General features: G+C 34.3%; 22 protein-coding genes and 1 pseudogene. 9 read left to right on the top strand and 14 right to left on the bottom strand.

The features are described 5' to 3' along the window. Positions 1 to 138: 138 nt before the first annotated feature. Positions 139 to 1,068: a bestrophin family protein gene (locus F6K27_RS24785; protein WP_124144639.1), complete on the bottom strand. Its 930-nt coding sequence runs from the start codon at positions 1,066 to 1,068 to the stop codon at positions 139 to 141. A 1,413-nt stretch (positions 1,069 to 2,481) separates the two neighbouring features. Between F6K27_RS24785 and F6K27_RS24790 the strand changes: the two genes are divergently transcribed. The 4 genes from F6K27_RS24790 (at position 2,482) to F6K27_RS24805 (ending at position 4,839) form a co-directional block, all read left to right on the top strand. Beyond that, on the top strand, positions 2,482 to 3,339 hold the full coding sequence (locus tag F6K27_RS24790) for an HIT family protein (RefSeq protein WP_287279286.1): 858 nt from the start codon (positions 2,482 to 2,484) through the stop codon (positions 3,337 to 3,339). 37 nt (positions 3,340 to 3,376) lie between these two features. Beyond that, positions 3,377 to 3,553 (top strand): hypothetical protein, encoded by a 177-nt coding sequence (locus tag F6K27_RS24795; RefSeq protein ID WP_287284600.1) that lies wholly within the window; start codon positions 3,377 to 3,379, stop codon positions 3,551 to 3,553. Between the two features lie 342 nt (positions 3,554 to 3,895). Then, on the top strand, positions 3,896 to 4,237 hold the full coding sequence (locus tag F6K27_RS24800; protein WP_287279288.1) for a sulfotransferase: 342 nt from the start codon (positions 3,896 to 3,898) through the stop codon (positions 4,235 to 4,237). 38 nt (positions 4,238 to 4,275) lie between these two features. Continuing rightward, positions 4,276 to 4,839, top strand: coding sequence for a sulfotransferase (locus tag F6K27_RS24805; RefSeq protein ID WP_287279289.1), 564 nt, complete (start codon positions 4,276 to 4,278; stop codon positions 4,837 to 4,839). Between the two features lie 255 nt (positions 4,840 to 5,094). On the opposite strand, the gene F6K27_RS24810 is transcribed toward F6K27_RS24805, so the two are convergent. Then, positions 5,095 to 5,931 carry a pentapeptide repeat-containing protein gene (locus F6K27_RS24810; protein ID WP_287279290.1) on the bottom strand — a complete coding sequence of 279 codons (837 nt, stop codon included), beginning with the start codon at positions 5,929 to 5,931 and terminating at the stop codon, positions 5,095 to 5,097. Positions 5,932 to 6,354: 423 nt separating this feature from the next. Between F6K27_RS24810 and F6K27_RS24815 the strand changes: the two genes are divergently transcribed. Beyond that, entirely contained in the window at positions 6,355 to 6,942 is a 588-nt protein-coding gene (locus F6K27_RS24815; RefSeq protein ID WP_287279291.1) for a phycobiliprotein lyase, read from the top strand. A gap of 534 nt (positions 6,943 to 7,476) precedes the next feature. Here F6K27_RS24815 and proX read toward each other — a convergent pair. From proX to F6K27_RS24830, 3 genes are all read right to left on the bottom strand, one after another. Then, a complete protein-coding gene (proX, locus tag F6K27_RS24820; protein WP_287279292.1) occupies positions 7,477 to 9,465 on the bottom strand; it encodes a glycine betaine/L-proline ABC transporter substrate-binding protein ProX in 1,989 nt (662 codons plus the stop codon). A gap of 1,473 nt (positions 9,466 to 10,938) precedes the next feature. Continuing rightward, entirely contained in the window at positions 10,939 to 12,132 is a 1,194-nt protein-coding gene (locus F6K27_RS24825; protein ID WP_287279293.1) for a glycine betaine/L-proline ABC transporter ATP-binding protein, read from the bottom strand. Positions 12,133 to 13,046: 914 nt separating this feature from the next. Further along, positions 13,047 to 14,672 carry a hypothetical protein gene (locus F6K27_RS24830; RefSeq protein WP_287279294.1) on the bottom strand — a complete coding sequence of 542 codons (1,626 nt, stop codon included), beginning with the start codon at positions 14,670 to 14,672 and terminating at the stop codon, positions 13,047 to 13,049. A 64-nt stretch (positions 14,673 to 14,736) separates the two neighbouring features. Here F6K27_RS24830 and F6K27_RS24835 point away from each other — a divergent pair, with 64 nt between their 5' ends. After that, complete coding sequence (locus F6K27_RS24835) at positions 14,737 to 14,898, top strand: hypothetical protein (protein ID WP_161564476.1); 162 nt, start codon at positions 14,737 to 14,739, stop codon at positions 14,896 to 14,898. 33 nt (positions 14,899 to 14,931) lie between these two features. On the opposite strand, the gene F6K27_RS24840 is transcribed toward F6K27_RS24835, so the two are convergent. The 7 genes and pseudogenes from F6K27_RS24840 to F6K27_RS24870 all read right to left on the bottom strand — a co-directional run bounded on the left by F6K27_RS24840 (position 14,932) and on the right by F6K27_RS24870 (position 20,945). Continuing rightward, positions 14,932 to 15,336 carry an RNA-guided endonuclease TnpB family protein gene (locus F6K27_RS24840; protein ID WP_287300927.1) on the bottom strand — a complete coding sequence of 135 codons (405 nt, stop codon included), beginning with the start codon at positions 15,334 to 15,336 and terminating at the stop codon, positions 14,932 to 14,934. Positions 15,337 to 15,818: 482 nt separating this feature from the next. Further along, positions 15,819 to 16,124, bottom strand: a complete 306-nt coding sequence (locus F6K27_RS24845; protein WP_287279295.1) for a CpeR family transcriptional regulator — start codon at positions 16,122 to 16,124, stop codon at positions 15,819 to 15,821. A 44-nt stretch (positions 16,125 to 16,168) separates the two neighbouring features. Next, positions 16,169 to 16,789, bottom strand: a complete 621-nt coding sequence (locus F6K27_RS24850) for a chromophore lyase CpcT/CpeT (RefSeq protein WP_124143967.1) — start codon at positions 16,787 to 16,789, stop codon at positions 16,169 to 16,171. A gap of 412 nt (positions 16,790 to 17,201) precedes the next feature. Next, positions 17,202 to 17,942: pseudogene (locus tag F6K27_RS24855) on the bottom strand (IS1 family transposase). A 332-nt stretch (positions 17,943 to 18,274) separates the two neighbouring features. Continuing rightward, positions 18,275 to 18,817, bottom strand: coding sequence for a phycobiliprotein lyase (locus tag F6K27_RS24860; RefSeq protein ID WP_287279751.1), 543 nt, complete (start codon positions 18,815 to 18,817; stop codon positions 18,275 to 18,277). 232 nt (positions 18,818 to 19,049) lie between these two features. Continuing rightward, positions 19,050 to 19,811 carry a phycobilisome rod-core linker polypeptide gene (locus F6K27_RS24865; RefSeq protein WP_287279750.1) on the bottom strand — a complete coding sequence of 254 codons (762 nt, stop codon included), beginning with the start codon at positions 19,809 to 19,811 and terminating at the stop codon, positions 19,050 to 19,052. A gap of 264 nt (positions 19,812 to 20,075) precedes the next feature. Then, positions 20,076 to 20,945, bottom strand: coding sequence for a phycobilisome linker polypeptide (locus F6K27_RS24870; protein WP_287279749.1), 870 nt, complete (start codon positions 20,943 to 20,945; stop codon positions 20,076 to 20,078). Between the two features lie 527 nt (positions 20,946 to 21,472). Between F6K27_RS24870 and F6K27_RS24875 the strand changes: the two genes are divergently transcribed. Beyond that, positions 21,473 to 21,601, top strand: coding sequence for a hypothetical protein (locus tag F6K27_RS24875; RefSeq protein ID WP_287279748.1), 129 nt, complete (start codon positions 21,473 to 21,475; stop codon positions 21,599 to 21,601). Positions 21,602 to 21,784: 183 nt separating this feature from the next. Here the strand turns inward: F6K27_RS24875 and F6K27_RS24880 are convergent, their stop codons facing one another. Next, positions 21,785 to 21,943: a hypothetical protein gene (locus F6K27_RS24880; RefSeq protein ID WP_287284603.1), complete on the bottom strand. Its 159-nt coding sequence runs from the start codon at positions 21,941 to 21,943 to the stop codon at positions 21,785 to 21,787. Between the two features lie 230 nt (positions 21,944 to 22,173). On the opposite strand from F6K27_RS24880, the gene F6K27_RS24885 reads away from it, so the two are divergent. Then, complete coding sequence (locus F6K27_RS24885; RefSeq protein ID WP_287279746.1) at positions 22,174 to 22,596, top strand: hypothetical protein; 423 nt, start codon at positions 22,174 to 22,176, stop codon at positions 22,594 to 22,596. Positions 22,597 to 22,822: 226 nt separating this feature from the next. Next, positions 22,823 to 24,424 carry an MBL fold metallo-hydrolase gene (locus F6K27_RS24890; protein ID WP_287279745.1) on the top strand — a complete coding sequence of 534 codons (1,602 nt, stop codon included), beginning with the start codon at positions 22,823 to 22,825 and terminating at the stop codon, positions 24,422 to 24,424. Positions 24,425 to 24,527: 103 nt separating this feature from the next. Here the strand turns inward: F6K27_RS24890 and F6K27_RS24895 are convergent, their stop codons facing one another. Beyond that, complete coding sequence (locus F6K27_RS24895) at positions 24,528 to 24,842, bottom strand: DUF6679 family protein (protein ID WP_124143973.1); 315 nt, start codon at positions 24,840 to 24,842, stop codon at positions 24,528 to 24,530. Between the last annotated feature and the right edge of the window lie 967 nt (positions 24,843 to 25,809).

The raw sequence follows: 25,809 nt of genomic DNA on the forward strand, positions 1-25,809 counted from the left end.
GGTATGGATGATTCAAAGGTAGGGGTCAATGACAGTCCCTCAACTGATGAGAAGTAAAAACAGGTGGATTTATCCCCTGTTTTAACTACCGTCAGAATCCACGCGGATTTATCCCGTGGAGTGTCAAAAATAAATCATCTAACTTATTTCTTGCAAACTTACCCAACCTTCCCATAATTCAGAATTATTAAAAGAACCAGAGTTGATTAGTTCTAAAATATCCTCTGTCATTTTCTTGCCTATATTATCTATAGGAAGATCGTTACTGTCATAACCGAAAGGATTTTCTATTTCTAGACCAATGGCTTCTATTCCTAATAGGGCAAAACTAATAATACCTGACATAGGAATAGTCCACCAACTTAATTCTGCAACAAATTGAAAAGGAATGGCAAAGCAATAGATGAGCAATAAATGCTTTAAATGAATAGAATAAGCTTTCGGAATAGGTGTTGTAGCAATTCTTTGACAACCTCCAAAAGCGATAAAAATTTCTTCTATTTTTTGATTCCAACTGATTAAAGTCAATTCATTGATAGAACTATTTTTTGCAAGTCTATCAAAGTATATTGTTAACCATTTAGTAATTTGTAGAGGCATATTATTACTGCTATTCAATTCTAAACACTGAACTTCAGAGAGATATTTTTTTATTTCTTCGTTAACTTTTTCCTTTCTAACTTGAAGTTTGACCGCAATAAAAAGAGCAATTAATAGTTTGATGTAAGATATTTTTTGAGCGTAATCTTCACTGTTATTATCAGGAACAAACACTATGATATTTTTTGCCATAATGCAGCAATTTTTAGAAATAAGTCCGATTAATTTCCGACCTTCCCAATAGCGATCGTAAGCAGTATTAGTTCTAAAAACTAGCAATAAACCAAGGACTATTCCTGGAATAATACTACCTAAAATTGGCTGATTCATGGGCAAATTATTACCATGAGCTATAGTAACTAAAAGGGCAAATATCATAATTACCAATACTCTGAGCCAAATATTGGGAATGACTGAACTTTTAAAGTCAAAAATTATATGGAACCAGCTTTTTCTGGGGTCGTCCATTGGCTTAACCTTCAAATATATTGTGATTGCTGAAAGGGTATAGGAAATAGGAAAAATATATTATAAGTTGGTATTAAAATTAGTTATTAATTCTTATTCATTGATTGGGATTTTTTTAGTTGAGGAAAATTCTTAATAGGAATTAAACAAAATTAATTGCACATTTTCCGTCATTCAAACCTTTTTGCTACAAAATTTACAGAAAATTAGAGTAGGTAACTAATTCTATGCAGATGCTTATGTTTAATTTATCTGTAGACTGCTATATTCAAATAATTGAACAAATTATATAGATAAGTATAAGCAAGAATATTTTGTTTTATGTTTGTTTACTGATTCATCAATTGCCGTATGTTGTTTATATTGCTATGGGCTAAGATTAGGTTAGAAAAGCCATCGGATTGGTATGAGGTATACTAGGGAAAAATCTGACTAAATAAAGCTTTGAGTAATTTGTAAATACCAAGGCGTTCATTAATTGATAATTGATAATTGATAATTGATAATTACCTCTGGTTAAAACCGTCCTTGATTGAATGTAAGGAAATATTATTTCTTCTCTTGGTCGATTGGATATGGCGAGGAGACCCGAAGAGTGCAGACCCGCTCCGAAGATCGCCATCCCACCCTTCGGGAAGCTACGAAGATCGACCGCTTTTTTTCCCTTTGAAAGGGGAGGATTTAAACCAGAATTATTTAATGATTAATGATTAATCATTAATTATTCGGTAAAATGTAATTTTTATTCTTTATGAAGTTGTTTAATGAAAAACCTATAATTCGATCACCCATATACTGTTAAAATTCTCTATAAATACTGAGCTGTTTCATTCTAAACTGTGCGATTTTATGTATTGACGAAACTACGTTATTCCAAGCTTTAGGAAATTTATATTTCGCAGTCTGAAAATCAATAAATTCATTGCCAAAATCTAGAATGAAATCACCATGCTATAAATATAGTATTTATCGATGAGTTACTCAAAATTTATTGTCATTTTTAATCACAAAAATTATTTTCAACCATCCACCATTTTCTATTCTTTTTTTGAGAATCATTAGATTGTCAAAAATCTATAGCAATCTTATTTTAATTGTGAAATATTCTAGACTTTTCAGGAATAGTGGTGTGACCCCGTGGGGTGCGACAGACGCACCTGGTAGGGTACTCCTGTTATCTGTGATGGAATAGGGAATACCGAAGTAATAAAATTCTCATAAATCATTCCGGATTGCTAATTGATTCTAAATAATCAGTTGTGATATGGATTCAGTACTCAGATTTTATTGAGAAGTTTGACATTCTCTGCCATTCAATAAAGAGCGAAGTTGTTTTAGCGCCTTCCCAATTACCAATTACCAATTACCAATTACAATTATTGTATTCTGCATTACTTCATCACAAAAGTATCCTTGTTTACCAATAAACAATCAAACCAATATAGCCACCTTACTGCTAAAGAGCGTAAATTTATTTCATTTCCAGCTCAATTATTGCTAGATAAAAATCTGCTAGTTGGTAAAATTCTCGACTTTGGCTGTGGTTTTGGTAATGATGTTAAACTACTACAACAAAAAAACTTTTCAGTCACTGGTTATGACCCTTATTATTTTCCACAATATCCCCAGACAAAATTTGATACTATTCTCTGTTTTTATATATTAAATGTTTTATTTGACCAAGTACAAACTCAAGTTTTGATGGAAGTTTCACAATTATTAAAACCTGGAGGTAAAGCTTATTACTCTGTTAGAAGAGGTTTGAAGCGTGAGGGTTTTCGAGAGCATTATATACACAAAAAACCAACTTATCAGTGTTTAGTTAATTTACCTTTTAAATCTATCCACACAGATGAGTTGTGTGAAATTTATGAGTATATTCATTATAATCAGCAAAAAAATTCGACAAACAATTGTTTATTTTGTAACCCGCGTAAAAATTTACAGTTAATTACAGAGTCAGCAAAAACTTATGCAATACTTGATGGCTATCCAGTTACAAAAGGGCATACTTTAGTTATACCTAAGCGTCATCTAGCAAATTATTTTGAGTTACCTGTAGAAGAACAATTAGACTGTTGGTTAATGGTAAATCAGGTACAGAAAATTTTACAGGAAAAATATAATCCGGATGGGTTTAATGTAGGGATAAATGTTAATCGTGCCGGAGGACAAAAAATGATGCACACAAATATTCATGTCATTCCTAGGTATCAGGAAGATACTTCAAGAGTTAAGGGAGGAATGAGATTTGTTGTGCCAAAGAATTAAAGAATTTAGAATTACCTCTCCTTTAAAACGGATAGGATTGACTAATTATGAAAATTTTTCTTCTCTTGGTCGATTGGATATGGCGAGGGGACCTCGCCATCCCACCCTACGGGAAGCTACGAAGATCGACCGCTTTTATCCTCTTAAAAGAGGATGCTTTCAACAACAATTTTTCGGTAAAGAAAAGAAGAAAGAAGAAGGAAGAAGGCTTTAGTTATCTAGGAGAGAAGGAAAAATATTGCGTTGTCTAAGTTTTAAGCTTTTGATATGTTCTAATACCATTTTCAAAAAAGAATGTTACGAATAATTTGAGTAATTAAAATACTTTTTGAGAGATGTCCTGTTAATTAAAAAGATAACTTCCGACCTCAAAAATGATATTAAAGCCATTCCCGTGTGATTCCTGACTCCTGACTCCTGATTCCTAAGAAATAGTCTAGCTATTTGTAGAAAATATTTATCAAACTGGTATAACCTTTCTTTCAACTGCTATAAAAGTATAAATTTTTCCATTGTATAATTTTGAGACTAACTAATTTTTTTAAATATAAAATCAATGAATCAGTATACTGTAAAAAAAGGATTTTTTTTAGTGGGTACTCCGCGCTCTGGAACAACTTTGCTACAACAAATATTAAATGCTCATTCCCAGATAGCGATCGCTCCTGAAACTAATTTTATGAAAAAATTTTGGCGAAAAAGAAGATTATACAAAAACTTATCTAATGACCAAAATTATCATAAATTAATTTATGATATAGTTAAAAAGCCCGTATTTGCAGAAATGGGGCTTAATGCAGATGATTTTCGTCAAGCAGCTTTGAGTATCACAAGAGACTATGGTAGTTTATTCAATCTTTTATTAGAAAAATTTGCGGAATTAAAAAAACATCAATAGTAGGAGAAAAAACCCCGGAGCATCTCCGATATATAGAAATGATTTACAAGTTTTTTCCCTCAGCATTATTTATACATATTGTCCGCGATCCTAGAGCTGTTGTTAATTCTTGGCGAAAAGTTCCTTGGTCTAGTGGAAATGTCATATATGATACACGAGTATGGCATAGAAATATGATTCTCATCGACAACTTACTAACTCATATAAAATACTCAATTATGACGATAAATTATGAAAAACTGGTACTTTATCCAGAACAAACACTCAAAAAAATATGCAATTTTATAGGTGTTGAATTTGAGGCACAAATGCTAGAATTTCATACAATAAATAACAATTTAGTTAATGTTGACAGAGAACCTTGGAAAATTAATATTAGACAACCTTTAAATCCTAAACTCATTAATCAATGGCAATCTGAATTATCACCATCTATGATATTTGATATTGAAGCAGTACCTTGGTTTCAGATGATTCGTCTGAGATATCCTTTAAATACTCCTTTATTCAAATTACTACCAAAGTCACTAAAAATTTACTTTTCTGAAAATAAAAAAAATCAAATTAATCAGCAAATTAAAAGTTTACTTAGGATCAAATAGTTCAGCAGCATAGTTCCAATTAGATAAATATTTGATATAGCAGTCTCAGGAAAGGTGAGAAAATATCAAAAGCTTAAAACTCAGACAAAGCCAGGTTTTTCCTTCTTTCTTCTTCCTTCTTTTTTACCGAAAAATTGTGGTTTAAAGCCTCCCCTTTTAAGGGGATAATAAAGAAAAATTTTCATTATTAGTCAATCCTCTTCTTTTCAAGGAGAGGTAATTATTAATTATTCATTATTAATTGTTGAACCTAGATTAAACATCAGTTAAATTAGAGAATAAACTACTTTTAGTATTAGTACGAGTAAAAGAATTCCAGGTTCCCAAATCTTTGCCAGAATATCCACATAACATAGCTCTACTAGAGTCACTCAATCCCTGCACCAAAGTAAAATCAACTCCAGCAATACTAGGAATATTATCTAAACTCGCCCCCGTCAAATCAGCAGCACGCAGATCGGCCCCCTCTAACTCTACCCCATTGAGTCGAGTATCACGCAAATTAGCACCTACTAAAAAAACTCCCTTCATATTAGAACCACTAAGAGCTGCACCTTGCAAGTTAGCGCCTGTCAAATCAGTACCACTCAGATAAGCACCCCGCAGATTTGCCCCTTGAAGGTCAGCTCCTCGGAGGTAAGCTGTATTTAAAAAAGCTCCACTTAAATCAGCTCCTGGTCCAACTGCTCCTGATTTTTGATAAGCAAATCCTTCAGGCCAAATTGTTTCACTATTATAGTAAGCTACTTGTAGTTTAGCTCCTGCCAAATTAGCATTAGTCAAGTTAGCCTTTTGTAATTCAGTTCTATTGAGATATGCATCAGTTAAATCTGCTCCACTCAAATTAGCTCCCTGAAGATTTGCTCCTCGTAAATCAGCACCTTTAAGATTTGCTCCACTTAAGTTTGCTTCACTCAAGTTAGCTCCAATGAGAATTGTATTATTTAGATTGGCCTGTTGTAAATTGCTTTGACTTAGATTGACTTGATATAGTTCAATTTGACTAATATCTATACCTTGTAGATTACTACCTGTAAGATTTTTGTCTTGCTGATAAGCTTGAATAATTTCTGTAGCTGATTGAAACTGCATTTTGTTTGAGGAGAGTTTGCTATGTATAAAGATTTTAGTTAATTATATATTAATTAGATATATCAATCTTATTTGAGTTGTGAGATATTGTAGATTTTTAGGGAATACCGGAGCTGGGAATGAGAAATACTGAAGCAATAAAATTATCACATCCGATTCGGTGATTGCTATATCTATAAAAGGCTAAAGTATATATTAGAAATCTCCGGTCATAAAAAATAAAATCAACTATTGCACAGAAATTATCAATTATTTTTTCTACTCTGTAGTTGCATGTAACGTCCCTACGACCTACTCCCTCTTTTGGAGGAGATGTCTATTTGATTTATCCTATAATTTTATGACTCTCAATTAGATTTTTATTGATTTATCCTTAACTAATAAATATCTGAGATGTTAACAAAACTTTAGGGGCAAAAAATAATGAAATTCACACCACCAATGACAATGATGGATTTTTTTCTCAAAAGTGAGGGAATATGGTTTTCTCAACGTACCGTCCATCATTTTGATTCTGTTCAAGATGAGTCAGGGAAGTCTAATTTAATCGTCAAAGTTTTAACAAAAGATGACCCTAAAGTTTTGGAAGTTTGCGAACAACAAAATGTAAATCCAGCTTTAGCAACAGGTGGTGCAAGTTTTAATTGGCAAGATAATTTAGATGATGATGAACCTAATCCCAATTATGCTGCTATTTTAGTAGATATTCCTGATTCTCAAACAGGCTTAACTGGAAAATTTTTGCGTAATCGTGGTTATGTTGAAGGTATTCCTGTAGTGGGTAGATATCATTTTGCCACGGATGGAGTCTTGACAATTGACACAGAATATGAAAGAAACCAAGGACAAGAACGTTGTTGGTTTCTGACAGATGATTTTCGAGTCAGAGTTAGTACAGTGCGAATGATGAATGGTGTTAATTTGATGGCCTATTGCTCCGAACGTCGTTGTATTACTCGCAAACAATTAGAAGAAATGATTCAAAAAAATTCTGCTAGAATCTCATCCTAAACAATAGATTTGTTGCTAAATAGATTGAAAAAAACGCTCAAACTACACCAAGAGTTTTGGCAATTTTTTACCATATCAATCCACAAGTCTAATATCGAGTTATATCATGTCCGGATAATTAGTGATGAAAAAATTTTGGCGTTGGTAAATTAGGGTATGATATTTCCAAAAAGCCCTTATAGGTGAACTTTAATGCAATGTCGGTCATGCCAATCAACTCACGTTAACAAAAATGAATTTAAGAAAGGAAAACAGAATTACATCTGTGTTGATTGTCTCTCGACAGTTTTTAGACTGTTATCAAACACAAAAAGGTTCCATACGATGAGCTAAAACATGAATGTCTAACTATTCCTGTACCATTAGCTCAAAAACTTCTAACTATTTAGCGATCGCATTCTTTCCTCATCATACCTTCATTTACCAACGCCATATTTTACATTCCAGTTTAGTAATAAGCACTATTGATGACAGAGGCAATATGAAAACCCTTGATAACTGACAAATATCTTATTTATTTTGAGTGATAAAAACCTAACTTTTTGCTACTTCTAACCAACTATCAAATAACCCTTGATGACTAGCAACCCATTCTTCAGCGTGACGGCGAATATCTACAGGTTTATTCTCCCCATTTTTAACTTTTTCCTGTTGAAAATTAACATCCTCTAGAGGAATTTCAATCTGTTCAAATAAACTTTTCGCAACTGGATTATCCTGCAAAAAATTCTTATTTGCTAATATCCGAACTTTATCGACTGGAATACCAAGATTTTTTCCATTTACTGAAGTATCTTCTGCGGTGAAGTTTCCCTGAGTTTCTAATAAGGATGTAAAAGGAACGCCCAACCATTCCACATCCTCCTCAACTTTTAAAATTGAAGCTAACCAATGAGGAGTCCAAGTAAAATAAAGAATAGGTTTACCTTGCCGATAACGAGTCAAAGTATCCACCATCAAAGAAGAATAATCTCCTTCAATTTGCTCAACAGTATCCTCAAGTCCATAAACCTGTAAATGATGATTTATTATTCTTTCACACACCCAACCAGCAGTACAACCGATTAAATTTGCCTTACCATCACCATCTGAATCAAAAAGTTTAGCAATTTTTGGATCTTTGAGTTGTGATAAATCAGTAATATTATATTTCTCAGCAGTCTGTTTATCTATCTGATACCCCGCTTGACAATCAGAAATTAGCGTTCCAATCCTTTCTAATTTATCTTCCCCACCATTCTTGTCAAAAAATTCTTTTTGGGCAACTTGCCAATGAACACCAGTAAAATCCACATCATTATTACTAACAGCAATGTGCATTGCCGGAACATTCAATTGTTTTGATCCTTTCACCTGATAGCCTAATTTCTCCAGCCCAATATTCACAATCTCCGTAACAAATATACCCGATGTTTCCAGACCAGAAGTAGACCGGACAATTATTCCATTCCCTGGTAATGCTTCATTTTTTGAGTTGATAGTAGTTTGGGACATTAATTGCCAGCTAGTAACACCAACCAGCAAAGCAACCAAAATACTTATCCCTAGAGTTGTGCCTTTTTTTTTGGAAAAGCCACGAGACCGCCACCATCCAATTAAACCTCGCTCTTGCCAAGAATTAACTTTTCCCTGACTAATAGATTGAGTGATACGGTCGAGCATCACCGCAATTAAAACAATACCCAAACCACCTACAGCAGCTAATCCAACATTTAAACGACCCAGACCTTGTAATACCATTTGTCCTAATCCCTCTACCCCAATCATTGAGGTGACAACTGACATTGATAAGGCCAACAAAATCGCTTGATTTGTACCAGCCAAAATAGTAGGCAAAGCCAAAGGAATTTGTACTTCTAATAAGACTTGTTGGGGAGTTGAGCCAAAAGCCAAAGCTGCTTCTACTGCTTCTGGAGATACTTGCCTAATGCCCAGATTTGTCAGACGAATTAGAGGGGGGACTGCAAAAACAAATGTGGCAATAATACCCGAAACTTCTCCAATTCCAAATAACATTACTACAGGTACTAGGTAGACGAAACTTGGAAGAGTTTGCATAGCATCTAGAAAGGGACGTAATATTTTGTTGAAGCGATCGCTAATGGCACTAATAATACCTAGAGGAATACCTACTAACATACAAAATATTACGGCTGTTAGAACCAGGGCCAGGGAAACCATTGCTGCTTCCCAAGCGCCACAAAAACCAATTATACAAAGAGCGATGATGCTGTAGATGGCTATTTTTCTTCCTGCTAATTGCCAGACCAGCAGGACAATAATTATGAGAAAAATCAAGGGGGGAACAGCTAGAAAACCAGATTTAATTATTTCCAGAGTATTTTTTATGGGTAAGCTGATAGCTTGAAATAGGGGACGAAAGTTATCAACTAGAAAATTAACAGCAGTGTTAACCCATTCGTCTAAGGGTAAAGTGTAAAACTGGAAAGGATTAAATATTTTGTCTAATCCTCCTTGAGTTGCAGTTATAAAGTAATTTGATATGGGAAAAAATTTGAACACTATATTATTGGCTCCTTTGGTGTTAGGTTTTATTCAAATCTTTAGGTAGCAGGGACTTACAGATATCTTCCTCCTAAAGTGCTTGATAAATAGTCTCTGGGAAGCTATTTAATTTATATTTATATTACTCTGGCTCGAAATTAATATTTTGGCATCAGTGCTCAAAACAGATGGTTTTTTGAGTTGTTAACGCTACATATCTAAGACGTTATAGTTTTTCTTTAGTATATATAGTGTTTTTCCCTGATTTCTCAATTTATTTTGGATAGTATTTTGGCATCAGTGCTCAAAACAGATGGTTTTTTGAGTTGTTAACGCTACATATCTAAGACGTTATAGTTTTTCTTTAGTATATATAGTGTTTTTCCCTGATTTCTCAATTTATTTTGGATAGTATTTTGGCATCATATCAAATCCGGTTAAACAGCCATAGAATGGTTAAGTTAGGAGTCCTCAGGAGTCAGTCGGACCTCCTCAGGAGGAGAAAGAATTACAAAGATAAACGTAGTTATGGCGATTGAAGATTTTTTTTATGTCCAATTAAACGGATTTGATATCAGTGCTCAAAACAGATGGTTTTTTGAGTTGTTAACGCTACATATCTAAGACGTTATAGTTTTTCTTTACTATATATAGTAGTTTTACCTAATTTCTCGATTTACTTTGGGTAATATTTTGGTATTTGTTTGAGAATAGATGTTTTTTGAGTTGTTAACGCTACATATCTAAGACGTTATAGTTTTTCTTTACTATATATAGTGGTTTTACCTAATTTCTCGATTTACTTTGGGTAATATTTTGGTATTTGTTTGAGATTTTAAGATATAGATGGTTTTTTCAGTTCTCAACACTACATATCTAAGACGTTATAGTTTTTCTTTACTATATATAGTGGTTTTACCTAATTTCTCGATTTACTTTGGGTAATATTTTGGTATTTGTTTGAGATATAGATGTTTTTTTTAGTTCTCAACACTACATATCTAAGACGTTATAGTTTTTCTTTACTATATATAGTGGTTTTACCTAATTTCTCGATTTACTTTGGGTAATATTTTGGTATTTGTTTAAGATTTTAAGATATAGATGTTTTTTTCCGTTCTCAACACTACATATCTAAGACGTTATAGTTTTTCTTTACTATATATAGTGGTTTTACCTAATTTCTCGATTTACTTTGGGTGGTGTTTTTGTGTCAACCCTAAATTTATTATTACTGGAAAAAAAAAGTTAAACTACAGAGACTTTTATTGCTACACAAAATAGTTCAAATGCTTTCTTTGGTAGTAGTGCATAGTAATGGTAAAAGTTAGAGGGAGCGATAATTTTTCACGACTTACTCTCAAAATACTGTTGAATATCTGGGAGAATAAATATTTCGGTAAATACCAAATTTTGTCCTTAAACATTACTATGCAGGACTACCCTTTCTTTTTTCTTGAAAAGCTTTCAAGAAATTTGTTAAGGAGTAGGTCATTTTTCTTGAGTAGTTTGTCGCCCCAAACTGGTAAGTACATCAGAAGCTTCTACCATACCTTTAAATTCTTTTTCTTCATCAACTACCGCTAGAGGAAATCCTTGTTTATAAAGGTGAAAAATATTTCCTAGATGAGCAGAAACATCAATTATAGGAAAATCAGTTTCTATCACCCCCATAATATCTTCGTTTTCCTGTTTGAGACTTATTTCTAGATGTTCTTTTTTTACCAAACCAACAGGTTTATTCTGTTGATCGAGCACATACATAACTTGGAGATTATGGTCTAACATTTTTTTCAGCCCAGAGCCAACAGAATCTTGGCCAATCCTCAGAGAAGCTGTTTGATTAATAATAGAACCTACTGTAATAAATTGGGCAGGATTTACCTCTTGGATAAAAGCAGTAATATAGTCATCTTTTGGTTGAGTGAGTAATTCTTCTGGTGTCCCCAATTGAACAATTGCCCCTGCTTTCATTACAGCAATACGATCGCCTAGTTTCAAAGCCTCTTGAATATCATGACTAATAAACACAATAGTTTTGTGTAATTCTTTCTGGAGTCGCAACAATTCATCTTGCATCTCTCCCCTAGTCAATGGGTCAAGGGCACTAAAAGCTTCGTCCATTAATAAAATTTCTGCATCAGTAGCCAAAGCACGGGCCAAACCCACTCGTTGCTGCATTCCCCCACTCAAAGAGGTCGGTTTATAATCTGCCCATTTAGCTAAACCCACAACTTCTAATGTTTCTAGTGCTTTCTGGCGACGATTAATTCGTTCAACTCCCCGCACCTTTAGTCCATACTCTACATTTTCCGCGACTGTTTTATGAGGAAACAACCCAAAACGTTGAAATACCATTGAGACTTTATTCAGTCGTATTTCTCGCATTCGTGTCTCACCAACGTGAGCAACATCTTCATCATCAATATAAATATGTCCGCTAGTGGGATGAATCAAACGATTAATACATCGAGCTAGCGTAGATTTTCCTGAGCCAGATAACCCCATTAGTACAAATATTTCCCCTTGATTAATCTCAAGAGATATATCGGCCAATCCTAATACATTACCTGTGGATTGCAGTATATAATCTCTTGTTTTACCTTCCCGAAACAACTTAAGAGCGGCAAGATGTTTTTTGCCATAAATTTTAATGAGATTTTTTATAATTATTTTGGGTGGCATATTTTTATTTAATCATTGATTTAAGTTAACAGAAATTAATTAGTTATATTTTAGTACTTTCCAATTATTTTGTAGAGAACTATATATATTGGATATATTGGTGACGATAGTTAGCGTGCAATTTATTTGGGCTTTGGATAAAGTGTAAAATTATCAACAATTAAGCTTTGGTCAAACTGTCATTAAAATAGAAAATTAACTATATCAGTAGACATCTCCAAATCTGCCAATTTTGTAATGGTGACGTAAGGGCTTGAGAACCGTTTTTCAAAATTTCTAGTAGGTAGACAAAAATTATTTGTATATTTGCTACTCGTAAGAAATTCACTTTACTAAAATAATATTCAAAAACGAAAGTTAAGATTTCTGCCTAGAGATGATTTAGGCATCTAAATAATATTATGTCCGGTTGAATAGTTATAAATAACGAGAAGAGTAGTCAGGAAGACCGAGTCAGGAAGGCCGAGTCAGGAGGGAAGAAAAAGAGGATAAATTTTTTTCATCAGTAATTATCCGGACATGATATAGTTAGTTGATTAAACTCTATTTAATATTCAGATATATTTTTTTATACCTTTTTTTCATTTTATAGCAATAGCCAGAGCAGTGAGGAGATACACTAATGATGAATCACTAGACAATGTTTTTCCCAGTGTTCCATGTTCCCTGTTCCCTGCTATAAATATTTCACTATTTACCCGATCATGATCAACCATTATGCGACTTGGATTCTCTCCGCTCTTCCTTGTCGAATACAAAGATTTAATCTCTACATTCATCAATTAGCAATTAGCGGAGAGGATTTGTCGCTTGGGAAATAAATAATTACCTTTTTCTCCCTGATTTGTTCTGAATTTTCCCAACTGAAAATTTCAAATTTTGGAATTAATCAAAAGAATCATATTTCTTTGATTTTATCTAGAAAAGGTACGATTTTGCCATCTATTAAGAATGTGATTTTCTGCAATCATAGATGTAGTTTGTAACTCAGAAATTTGCTTTCTTGAAGCCTGTATTGTCTCGACTTGATCGTGAAATTCTTGTTGCAATTTAGTCAGTTTATTTTGATAATCTGTAATTATTTGTTTCTGCAATTCTGACTGTTTTTCTAAAGCTTCATAAGTTTCCTGTGATACCATTGAACCAACTATAGATTCAAGATATTGCAACTTATTGAGTTGCTCCTGTAACTGGTGCTGCAAAGCTTCATAATTTTCTTTTGACACCATTAAATCAGTCTGTTCTTCGAAACTTCGCAACTTATTTTGCTGTTCTTCTGACTGACGCTGCAAAGTCTCATAAACTTCTCTAGAAACCATTGTGGTAATTTGTGTTTCTAGATGTTGCAACTTATCTTGTTGTTCTTGTGACTGATTTTGCAGGGTCTCATAACTTTCCCGCAATACCATTGAAGCTATTTGAGATTCTAGTTTTTGAAGTTGAGCTATTTGCTCTTGTGACTCTTGCTGAAGATTCTGATAAACTTCCTTTGATACCATTGAAGCTATCTGAGATTCTAGTTGCTCAACTTGAGCAATTTGCTCCTGTGATTTGTCTTGCAAAGAATCATAAACTTCCCTAGATACCATCAAAGCAATTTGCTCTTTTAATTGAGCTATTTGCTCTTGTGACTCTTGCTGAAGATTCTGATAAACTTCCTTTGATACCATTGAAGCTATCTGAGATTCTAGTTGCTCAACTTGAGCAATTTGCTCCTGTGATTTGTCTTGCAAAGAATCATAAACTTCCCTAGATACCATCAAAGCAATTTGCTCTTTTAATTGAGCTATTTGCTCTTGTGACTCTTGCTGAAGATTCTGATAAACTTCCTTTGATACCATTGAAGCTATCTGAGATTCTAGTTGCTCAACTTGAGCAATTTGCTCCTGTGATTTGTCTTGCAAAGAATCATAAACTTCCCTAGATACCATCAAAGCAATTTGCTCTTCTAGTTGTTTTAGTTGAGCTAGTTGTCCTTGAGATTCTTGCTGGAGAGTTTTATAACTTTCCTGAGATACCATCAAAGCTACTTGCTCTTCTAGTTGTTTAAGTTGAGCTAGTTGTGCTTGAGACTCTACGATTACTTTTTTATCTTCTTCTAATTGCTTCTGTAAAGTTTCATAACTTTCTCTTGACACCATCGCAGTCATTTGGTATTCCAAATGTTTAATCTGTGCCATCTGAGATGCCAACTCTTGTTGTAAAGTTTGATAACTTTCCGATAACTGATTTTGTACTTCTACAGAGTCAACTAATGGTTCTGGAACTGTTACTATATCCAATTTTTCATCAGATACTTCATTTGTCTTCAGAGCATTATTTTCTGTCTCCGATTTATTGTCCAAATTTACTTGGATCTGTGCCGCCTCTCTCAAAATTGCAAGGTCTCCTCTAGCAATGCGCTCAATTAACTCAGACCTAGATAGACCAAGTTCAGTTGCTACGTCCTTTAGCCTCTCAGCGCTAGTGGGAGTCAGAGACACACCGACTTTAACCTTGCTTTCTGAATATGAGGTGGCACCATTACGTTTTTTTGCCATTATAAATCTCCTTGGCCACCATAATGTTTCTAGTATACCCTTGAATGGTATTCCTTAAGTAATTATGGTATTCCGCTCTATTAAACTGACCCAAAACTCAGCAAATCTAGACTTAACTGGACGTTATGTAGTTTTGGTGTTAACTTCCTGTTTCAACGTGGCTTTAGTTTGGCAACTAAAGGGTTTGTCCACTCCGCAGGCCATCCCCGTAGAGCTTACCGTTTGACTTGGTAGAGTCGGATGGGAATATTCCTTCAAACTATCGTTCTATATTCTTGCTGGCATTTAAATCTTTGTCCTCAATGTGACCACAATCAGGGCAAATATAAACGCGGTTTTTTAATGGCATCTGATGACGATGATTCCCACAATTAGAGCAAATCTGTGAACTTGGAAACATTCTATCTACAAGCACTAATTGACTTGAGAATTTCTCAGTTTTATATTCTAATTGGCATCTAAATTCATACATCCCACAATCTGCAATTGCACCTGCTAATTTGTGATTTTTTAAGAATGCCTTAATTTGTAAATCTTCTATCTTTATTATGCTGTGGTTTTTAGCAAGATAGGTAGTTAGTTTATGGATAGCGTCTTTACGAATATTAGCTATCCGAGCGTGGATTTTTGCTAGTAGGGATGGCCCTCGGAGCGGCTCTGTCAAAAGCTGGTCTCCTCGCTGGCCGACCATCGACCAAGAGAAGAAAAAATTTTCATTATTAGTCAATCCTCTTATTTTCCAGGAGAGGTAATTATTAATTAGCGCTTGCTGGTTAAATATCAAAGCATTGACTGATATTGGTTTTAGCCTTTTTATGGCCTTTAAAAAGTGCGCTTGTTTCAGTCTAGAACGCTCAAAAAGTTAGTATTTTAGGCGCATAGTTGGGCAGAAAAATCAAAGGATAATTCTTATTCCTACCTCCTCGCCATTCCCATTTCTCCTGTCTCCTGTCTCCTGTCTCCTACTATAAAGACTTTTTCAGCAAACCCTAATTATTAATTATCATTTTCTTTGTGGGTTTAATACCCCACCGTCAACGGGGGTGTTCACGCATTACTTGGGGGAGCGAATCCCCATGTAATTTTCCTCCTGTCTCCTGTCTCCTGTCTCCTGTCTCCTTCTTCAATAATTATTAATTGTTGAATCTAACCCCGTTCATCAAACCTTGTATAAAAACCGCCGTTTTTGATCCAGTATTGTTTCAAATCGTGGTGAGGTGTATGGAGACTTGCTCTTGCTTGATAAAGAATTACTTTTCTATGATTACCAATCCAAATTTTCTTAATAGGTTTAACAGATATCAAACTCCCGCCCAATGTTTGAACACATTCTGCAAACCTATCAACAGTAGAATACTCTACTGTCTCAAACAAGAAAAAGTTTCCTGAACAGATTAAATGTCTGGTTCTAATCCAACTTTGCATTTTTTTTTCTGCTACTGGTGGCAACATTTTCTATTAGTCCTCCCTCAAGACTTTTTGATAATTTGTCGCCTTCAATTTTCTATCGGTAATTCATCAGCAAAACTTGTTTGTTTTTCAAACTTTAAACGTCCCGCTTTTGAACCCCAAACCTGTTCGTGTGTATTAACATCCCTTCCTATATCTAAACTTTCCCATGTTTGCTCAGTTAATTCTACTTCACTAACTAGATAAGTCTCACATCCTCTCTTATTGATTAAACATTTATTTCCCGGTTCAACACTCCCTAAAAATTTTTCTCCATCTCGTTTAAAAACCATTGAGCAATGATAACGACGTTCTATATTTTCTGGAGTAATAGTATGTAGAATATCAAGTTCTCTTGCTGCTCCTGCATAGAGAATAGGGTCTTTGAGACTATAATTTTCTATGTAAATATGGTCGCCTTTATCTATAAGTTGATGAACTCCTTGACGATATGGACTCCAAAGGTCATAGTCATAAACTTGCTCTGAATAAAAACCTATACCAGAAAAAAATTGATATGGTAAAGGTCGGAAATAAATATAAATATGAGCATAAAGAACTCGATTGGCAGAAGCTTGTTTTTGGTTACTAAAGCACCCTGCCATCCAACTAGCTAGAGTAATTATATCCTTTGATTTTGTCTGATTTTCTGTATGGGAAATAGTCATATTTTACCTTCCCTTTTTTTATTGATAATTCTTTTTTTTTATTTGATCGTCAGTTTTGACTAACTGAGTCAAATTATATTTTTTTAAAGTATGTATAATCTAGGTTAGGTAAGGTAAATGATAAAAATTTTAGACTAATTGTTCTATCTAATTTGACATTTTGTACCTGATCTGAACAAAATAAGATTATAGACATTTAAAGATTAAGTATCTGGGCAAATTTAATTACAAATGACTTTTGGGAAAACCTTAAAAACTTAGGTAGATTTTGGTTAAATCTATTTTGCTAACCTACCTTATTCTGGTTTTTAGCCACTTATATCATGTCCGGATAAGAGCGTGATAGAACTTCCTTCCGCTTACGCGACCAAAAAACTTTGGTAGTCCTGTATATGTAGTGATCAAATGGTGGTCAGGCGATATAGCTGCCGCTAGGCTCCGCCAACGCTTCATTATAATGATCAATAAAATACGCCCGTAGCTCCTAAATGGTTTTCTAGCTTTTTAGAAAAGGATAAAGTTTTTCTGACCAACCGAGAAATTCTTTGACGTCAAGTATTATTTAATCTTTCTATATAAGATGTTAAACCTGTTTCTTTCCCCACTTACTTATGTCTTGAATTAGGAAAAACAAGATCGTAAGCTGACCAAAAATCTGTATAACAAACTGCACAGTGTCTATAGATACCTGGTCATGAATTCCACAATCCTAATGCCCCTTTTTCTCCTCTTTCCCCTAAGTAAAAACCCACAATTTCTTTACTGTCTATATCCATAGCTCACAATAGCCATTGTTTGTGATTTTTATTACCTACAAATGACCACATTTCATCACATTGGATAGTGAGTTTACCTGTTTTTTTTTACATTTAATAGACTGTGAAACATGAGCATACTTATTATTGACCTAATTCTGGAGCCATTTTTATGACACACCTGTTACTGGAATTATACCAGCCAAACTAATTTTTTCTTGTAATAACTGATCAATCAGTTCTTTGGTTTCATGACTAATATAATTTCTGTGACTATTTTCGACAAATTTTCAGAGACTATTTTGACATTGATATTTTTGTTTTTTGTTGTGAATAGTCCCATTTTTGACAATATAATTACTACCACAACTAGGACAGATTAATTGATTATTTGACATCTGAATTATAGAGATTTTTTTATTATTACTGTCATAGATAATAGCATACTTTTTTTCAGGGTACTTGGGGTTGATTTCTGATATTTTTATCTCTGATAATATGTAGCGATCGCCGAGACAATAATTTTGATTTTTTTTGAGCAGTAAAAACTTAATATTTTCAATATTAATATCAAAAACTAATAATTTATATTGACTTATCACTACATATACAGGACTACCAAAACTTTCTCCTTTTCCTCCTCTTCTTTCTTCCCTCCTGAGGACTGACTCCTCAGTTGTTTATTTATTAAGTATTCAACCGGACATGATATTACCGTGATAGATAAGACTCATGATTTTTCTTCCATTGACAAAGAACGAATTTCTGATGAAAAAGAGGCAGTTAATACACCATTACCATCACTCGTTTTAATCAAGGATACTCGAAACCTCAGATTGGGAGTACCAAACCAAATTTTTTCTTCTGCAGCAGCACGGTCATACTCTGTATGTAGAACAAAAGTACCATCTTCAGTAATCTGATATTCTCCCACAGCAGCAATAGTTTCTGCATAACCTTGGGAACGTAATAATTTTCCTTTTTTGAGATTATCCAGGTCGGGTATTGGTACTAATACACAACTACCTTCAATAACTTCATCATTATCCCAGTCAGACTCCCCTTGCCAACTCATCTGAAAAGGAGAAACAGCTTGAGCAATATCTACTTCACTAGACTTACACAATTCTATAACTTCTGGAGCCGTTTTTGGTAAAGAGACAATATCTATCGTGGACCTAACTTCCTCAAAATGACTAAATGCTAAATTATGGCCACTACGTTGCGATCGCCAGCGTCCTATAGAGCGTTCAACAAATTCTACAACATCCATTATTCCTATCTTGAATAATATTTAATCAGGAACCTGTTAGTTTAAAACAGGTCCCTCTAAAATAGCAGTCAGCAGTCAGCGGTCAGCGGTCAGCTCTCAAGGCATAATATGGGAGATACTCAAGAGAAGTCGCTCCTGGTCTACAAACCCCTAGAACACCCACACCACTAATTTTTCAAATAAGCGTGGAGGACACCGAACCCGCCGATTTTAGCTGATAGCTGATAGCTTGTTAACCAACTTCAGTAATTTTCAGGATTTTACCACCTGTTCTCTGAATGCTGTTGATTTTTGAATTTAGCTGCTCGTAAGATACTGTATAAGTTGTATTACTCAATTTTACAGTAGGACCAATACCAGTTTTAGTCACTAAGATTTGGAAACGTTTGACTGTATTGCTATAAGGTCCACTTAAATATGCAGGTGGAACAATTTTCGTAGCAAGGTTAGTAGCTAAATCTGAAGTAAGTCGGGAAGATTTGTTTCTGTCACTTGTAGCATTTCCTCGTTCCAGAGCAAACATCCGATTGAAGGCCACGTTTTTCATTCCAACTAGACTGCTATTACCCCGTGGGTATGGAACAATGTTTTCCCCAAAGTTTTCAGTATACTCTTCGCTGTATATATAAGAATCAATTTCTGCCTCATATCCTTGTTCATTGTATATGAGGGTATGTTCAGAAATTTCTGCTTGGTCTTCGGGAGAGCGACCTAATAAATGCTTAAAGTTTAGTTCTATGAATCCATAAGGAGAAGATGATTCAAAAAACAAGGAAAAATATAGGTCAGATTTAGCAACCATACTAACAAATTGACGGACAGAAATATCTCCATTTCGGAGTAATGATTCCCCGCTAGTTAGACGTTGACTTTCCATTACATGGATATTTCCCAAAACTTGCTTATAAACAGCTCGAATCACTGCTTGTATTTCATCTTCTGTAGCATTAGAACGTAGTTCTATTGGTTCTACTGTGTCTACCCAAAGTGACATTCTTAATTCCTCTAATTAAAAGATTTTTATTTTTTCTATTGAGATTGCAGTTTTCATGGTTAATAGCCATTAATTTAACAAGTATAAACATCATAGTCATCAACCATGAATCACTGCAAAATTATTTAAATTTTTTACCCTTGAATTATCCTTAATATTGCTAAATTATCACAACTTAATAGTGTTAATTTAACTTTTAGTTATTAGGAATCTAGCAACTAAGCTATTCATGGAAAAGAGCAAACAATTTTCTGATTTTTAGCCCTAGCTTACAGGAGTAATGCTAGCAATTACACCACCCTGTTGATGAATTCTTTGGTACTCTTTAGAAAGTTGATCAAAAGGCACCAAAAATACTTGGTTACTACGGCGGAATTTGGAAACACGATTTACTACTTTTGAGCGGTAAGCTGTTACTTCAACGCGGTAAACTTTACCACTAGAACTAGCTCCTACTCCATGTCTACTTCTAGCACCTAAAGGTGTATCTTGGAATGACCAACCATCTGAACCACCAGAAGGAGGAACTACCGCTAAAGGTGTTTCTTGAATCACATATTTATTCAAAGCAGGGCTTTTTCCGGACAAACTTCCTTTGAAGTCGCTGCTGGAAGCACCTCGCAATAGTTGGAACATATGAGTAAAACCAACCATTTTTTTGCCTGTTTGGGTTTTATAGCCTCGATAATAAGGAACTATATTTTCCCCATAAGCACTATCATATTCCTCACTATCAATGTAGGAATCAATATCAGCTTCAAAACTTCCTTCATCAAGGATATTGCTATGAAACTTCATATCATCGTAGCCATCGGGAGCTCGACCTAAAAAGTGCTTAAAGTTTAATTCAATTGCACGATAGCGGGGGCAACTTTCAAAGAACCGAGAACGATACAAGTCAGACTTTCCAACTTGACGTACAAATTCACGGACAGTAATTTCGCCATTTTTGAGTTGGGACTCTGGTACAGTCAGTCTTTCACTCTCCATGACGTAAGCATTACCCAGAACTTGCTTATAGACAGCTCGAATCACAGTTTCTTTTTCTTCTGGTGAGCTTCCGGGCCAAAGTTCCACGGGTTCTGTATCTTCAAAAAGGCTAACCCCTAATTGAGATGCTGGTCCAAAAACCATTTGAACTATCTCCTAGGTAAAATCTGGTTTGCTGAAAAAATGTATTTTTTAGTTACAAAACTGAAAAATTTTGGCTCATTGCTACAATCTATTCCTGAACCAGGAACTTAGATTGTATAAATTTATGAGCTTATTTCTTTAAGTTTTCTACTTTTTTGGAATATACACTGCTAGCAAGCTCTTAATTATAAAGAATTATAAACTTTTGTAAATATACAGAAATATATACTAGATTTCTTCTCATTAAAGTTAAGCTAGCAATAACAATTAAGCTCAAAAATTGTTCAGGAGAAATATATCAAAACTTTTTAACTATTAGCAATGAAATATACATACCAATATCGTATATATCCAGCAAACGTGCCAGAAGTTAATACTAAACAACTGGGCGTTGCTGAAATGTAATGGTAAGTAGCTGAAGGTAAAATTGAAAAACTTATGTTTTGCGTTGATACTTAATCTAAAAATCATTACCATTCAGCAACGCCAACAACTGGCTTCGGGTTTGTCGGTATTGGTACAACAGAATGTTAGGAGAACGTTTTAACTGGTGGGAGCAAGACAGATGTCCTATCAATGCTTATCCTCTGATTTCTCATTTACCTGAATTAAAAGACAAACCAAATTATTACAACCAGAAGAAGCAATTACCATAACTGAAAAAGGCTACAGTAAAAGTCAAGCATAGCAGTGAATATCTGGATTTTTCCCAACTTTACTCAACAGTTTTGCAGGATGTCTGTAAAAGAGTAGAAACAACATTTTCTTGATTTGTAGCAGGTGATAGTAATAGCAAAAGAAGCGGTAAACCTAGGTTTAAAAGTCAATCTAGATATCGTTCATTGAACTTTCAAGAGTTCTAATGATTCTTGGTTAAAATTTTCATCAATCAATGGTAAATGGTTATATATTTTAATTCCTAAAATAGGTTTGATTAAGGTCATAACCCATAGAGCAATACCTGAACTAGCCCAAATAAAACAAGTTTCACTAACCAAAAAAACTGATGGCTGGTTGATAAATTTAAGTTTAGAGGATAAATCAATCCCTGAGTTGAAAACTGACAATATTTAACCGACTTGGGAAAACTCTATAGGTTTAGATGCTGTGTTAGACAAAGATATTTATTTAGCCACTTCATAAGGTAATTTATTTCCTTCTCTCAAACCTTTAAGAAGAAATCAAGATAAACTAACCAAAGTATCCCAACGCAAGAACAAACGTAAAAATGGCAGTAAAGCCAGACGCAAAGCACGCAAAACGCGAAGGCAAAATCCATCAAAAAATAGCTAGAAGTCGTCAATATTTCCAGTATAAAACAACTTATAAATTAACTAGGACAGGTAAAAAAGTATTTTTCATAGAAAAGTTAAATCTAGTAGAATTAACTCGCATAAATAAAACCAAACAAGATGAAAATGGAAAGTATTTACCTAATGGTCAATCATCCAAGTCTGGGTTAAATAAATCTTGGTTAGATGCTGCATTTAATCAATTCTTTCAAATACTAGGTCAGGTAGCCGAAAAAGCTTTTCATGTCGCGAAGCGAAACGCTAGAGTGATAGAATGTAAACCAAATTATACATCTCAATTACTTTCTTATCCTATCGGAAATAGTGTTTATAGATTGCAGTATCAGAGAATATTTTGATATTGAGGCTACTTTTTAAGTTATTTAATAATAATAACACGTTTTTTTGACTACGGGTTAAAACCCATCGAGTCGTTTCCATCCACCGCTTAAAAGACGGTGGTTTCCCACTTAACCTATTTTTTATGATGAAGTACTCTACTGATAAGTCTTGCAGCTCAAGATCGCCAAATTTTCAAATTCTTGATCATCAAAATATTCCTGAATGTAAGCAGTTAACCTTGTCATGAATTTAGAATGTTTAGCTTATAGCGTAGGTCATGGAGATGATGGAATATGTCTGCTGGCCCGAATAGGTCCACACCGGATTTTATTAGACTGTGGTATTGCAGATATTTCATTATTAACTAGTACTAATGAAAATAAACAACAGGTCCCAGCAGATATTGTCCTATGTACTCACGCACATTCAGACCATGCTCAAGGACTACTTGCACTTCATCAAGCTTTTCCACAGTTACCAATATACGCTAGTGAAGCAACAACTAAACTTTTGCCCCTCAATTGGTCAAAATTTGCTGCTTCTGAAATCCCTGACTTCTGTCAACCTTTGCCTTGGCACTCACCAATAGAACTTTGTAGTGGTCTAACTGTAGAGCTTTTTCCTGCTGGTCATTTACCTGGAGCAACAGCTTTTCTTCTAACTTATACTGCTGAAGACCATCGAACCTATAAGCTTTTATACACAGGAGATTTATTTTTATCCAATAGTCGTTTAGTTGAAGGTTTACCTTTAGGAGATTTACGAGGACTAAAACCAGATGTTTTAATAATTGAAGGTAGTTATGGTACAGCTCGTTATCCACATCGACGACAGTTAGAAAATCACCTTGCAGAAAGAATATATCAAACTATTACTTCTGGAATGTCGGTTATTTTGCCTACCCCTGCTTTAGGATTAGGACAAGAATTGTTAATGCTTCTGCGCAGTCATCACTATTTCACAGGTCGCAATCTGGATATTTGGGTTGAGGAACAAGTTGCCCAAGTTTGTGACCTTTATTTACAACTATTACCCCAATTTCCTCCAGCAGTTAAAAATTTTGCTCAACATCAATCTTTATTTTGGGACGAAAAGGTAAGACCCCGCGTGCTGAGGCAGTTACCAGGAAAATTTCCTTCTGGAGAAAAACCTTATATTCTCATTGCGGATCGGGATACTGATTTGAGTCAATATATTAATAATCAAGATAATTCTTTTGTTGTGTTAGCACCTGAAACACCAGGAAAAATTTCACAAGAGTTAAATTTTGTTCATACTGAAACATATCTTCTCACCGATCATTGTGATGGACTGGGAACCACACAGTTAATTCACAACTTACGTCCTCAACATATAGTTTTTGTTCATGGCAGTCCTAGTTATATAGCTGACCTGACTAATCTTGAAGAGTTACGCAACCGTTATCAACTCCACTCTCCAGATAATGGTGCTTTGGTAGAGTTACCAATTGGTGATACATTTATAGTACCTACATTACCTGAAACTAATTATGAGGGAGAATTAACTGAGTTGGACACAGAGGTAATAGTTTCTTTACCTCAGAGCATTACAAATGATAGTCGTTGGCCAATTTTTGCTGATACAGGTATTGTTGAAGTCCGTTGGCAAGGAGAAGAGTTGGTTATGAGAGGGATTTCTCAACGACAACTTCTTTATCAGACTGGCGATCGCTTTATTTCTCCTGAGTTAGATTGTTGCGGTAATTGTTTATATTATCGAGGACAACATTGCTCAAATCCTACTTCAGCTCTATATGGATTTAGGGTAACATCTGATGGCTACTGTCCTATGTTTAAGTCCCTTCATTTTCCTTCTACTGAATAAATAGAATAAAATGATTAATTGATCAAGCTACATTATATAAAAATACCTTTGCATTTAACGACCATAAACCAGTTAAAGACATATTAATATCATATCTTAAATATTATTCCTGCTGATTTGATTCTGGGTAGTGATTGCGAATTCTTTCAGCTTCTGGACAATCTTCAGATACTAGAGGTTCTATATTATTCCTTGGTACAGATGCTAATTTTTGGGTAATCGCCCCTATACTTTCTAAACGTACCATTTCTTCCCAGGAACAGATTTCATCATCTTCATCTGTTTCATAGCGTATAGTTACTAAATCTCCCTCTATATCTAATATCTTTGCTTTTTCAACCCAACGCTGCTGATCTCGCAAAAAAATACAGACTTCACGACCATCACAACAAATTTGATATATCTTGCGTTGTAGCATTGGCTTTCTATACTCCCAGTCAATAAGTTTGATCAAATATACTTACAGAAGACTATTTACTGAAAATGTTGGCAAAAACAAATTTTTTCTCTAAGCTTGTTTAGTTTAGTGGACACTCAAAACTATATTTAAGGTCTATGACTAGCATGACTACCATCAACACATAACTCCCACCAAGGAATTATTAGAAGAGAAATTAATTTTTCAGCTTGCCACATTAAAAGGTAATTAAGAAGTGCTGTTAGTTTGTAATACTACTACATTAAACATTCACTCCTAGAGATATTGTAACTTAAATATCAGTTTTTAGAACAACTTGTTGCCCTGATATGCAATTTAAGAATATTTACTATACTGTTATACTTGATTTTCATTAGAGTTGTCGCTAAATAAAGGGGAAAAATCACTCTAACCTAGACAGAGCAATAATTCCAATATTTTTTGCTATCCAATAGCTACAATCCTTACATAACAAGGTTTTTGGGGGATTTTTAAGTTATAAAGCGACAAGTCTATTATTTTTAATTCTACTATACAACAGTAATTGATAATGAAAGTCAAACTACCTACTTCTATTTTAGTCTTATTAAAGCTTTTAGCTGATTAACTCAATTAACTTTAGATAATTTTTTAATTTTTTTTACTAGTCAGATTTTACAATCTGAGGACAACATGGTAACATTTGCATGACTGATGGTCATCATTGCCCATACAATCACTAATTGCTGATTTGTTCATATCTTAAAAATAAATAAACTTAAATTCATGGGCTACTATAAAACTTAAAATTTCATAAGGCATAATTGCCAAATCATCAAAACTATAATTTATAAATTGAAGGTATCTACTGAATATGATGGGGTAGGCAATTATGATAGCTGCCAAGACCAAAAATCGCGCTCGAGAAGATCGGCTAAATCACAAAAAAGAATAAAGGATCAAGAATAATAACAGGAGAATCAAGTTG

This window comes from Okeania sp. SIO2F5 (assembly GCF_010692685.1).
GTDB lineage: Bacteria > Cyanobacteriota > Cyanobacteriia > Cyanobacteriales > Microcoleaceae > Okeania > Okeania hirsuta.

Bases quoted from the DNA above. Each gene is read 5' to 3' on its own strand.
- F6K27_RS24835 (WP_161564476.1), top strand. From the start codon at position 14,737: ATGGTATTCCGCTCTATTAAACTGACCCAAAACTCAGCAAATCTAGAC.
- F6K27_RS24785 (WP_124144639.1), bottom strand. From the start codon at position 1,068: ATGGACGACCCCAGAAAAAGCTGGTTCCATATAATTTTTGACTTTAAA.
- F6K27_RS24870 (WP_287279749.1), bottom strand. From the start codon at position 20,945: ATGGTTTTTGGACCAGCATCTCAATTAGGGGTTAGCCTTTTTGAAGAT.
- F6K27_RS24825 (WP_287279293.1), bottom strand. From the start codon at position 12,132: ATGCCACCCAAAATAATTATAAAAAATCTCATTAAAATTTATGGCAAA.
- F6K27_RS24810 (WP_287279290.1), bottom strand. From the start codon at position 5,931: ATGCAGTTTCAATCAGCTACAGAAATTATTCAAGCTTATCAGCAAGAC.
- F6K27_RS24875 (WP_287279748.1), top strand. From the start codon at position 21,473: ATGTTAGGAGAACGTTTTAACTGGTGGGAGCAAGACAGATGTCCTATC.
- F6K27_RS24885 (WP_287279746.1), top strand. From the start codon at position 22,174: ATGGCAGTAAAGCCAGACGCAAAGCACGCAAAACGCGAAGGCAAAATC.
- F6K27_RS24805 (WP_287279289.1), top strand. From the start codon at position 4,276: ATGATTTACAAGTTTTTTCCCTCAGCATTATTTATACATATTGTCCGC.
- F6K27_RS24890 (WP_287279745.1), top strand. From the start codon at position 22,823: ATGAATTTAGAATGTTTAGCTTATAGCGTAGGTCATGGAGATGATGGA.
- F6K27_RS24895 (WP_124143973.1), bottom strand. From the start codon at position 24,842: ATGCTACAACGCAAGATATATCAAATTTGTTGTGATGGTCGTGAAGTC.
- F6K27_RS24860 (WP_287279751.1), bottom strand. From the start codon at position 18,817: ATGGATGTTGTAGAATTTGTTGAACGCTCTATAGGACGCTGGCGATCG.
- F6K27_RS24815 (WP_287279291.1), top strand. From the start codon at position 6,355: ATGAAATTCACACCACCAATGACAATGATGGATTTTTTTCTCAAAAGT.
- F6K27_RS24845 (WP_287279295.1), bottom strand. From the start codon at position 16,124: ATGTTGCCACCAGTAGCAGAAAAAAAAATGCAAAGTTGGATTAGAACC.
- F6K27_RS24865 (WP_287279750.1), bottom strand. From the start codon at position 19,811: ATGTCACTTTGGGTAGACACAGTAGAACCAATAGAACTACGTTCTAAT.
- F6K27_RS24830 (WP_287279294.1), bottom strand. From the start codon at position 14,672: ATGGCAAAAAAACGTAATGGTGCCACCTCATATTCAGAAAGCAAGGTT.
- F6K27_RS24850 (WP_124143967.1), bottom strand. From the start codon at position 16,789: ATGACTATTTCCCATACAGAAAATCAGACAAAATCAAAGGATATAATT.
- F6K27_RS24800 (WP_287279288.1), top strand. From the start codon at position 3,896: ATGAATCAGTATACTGTAAAAAAAGGATTTTTTTTAGTGGGTACTCCG.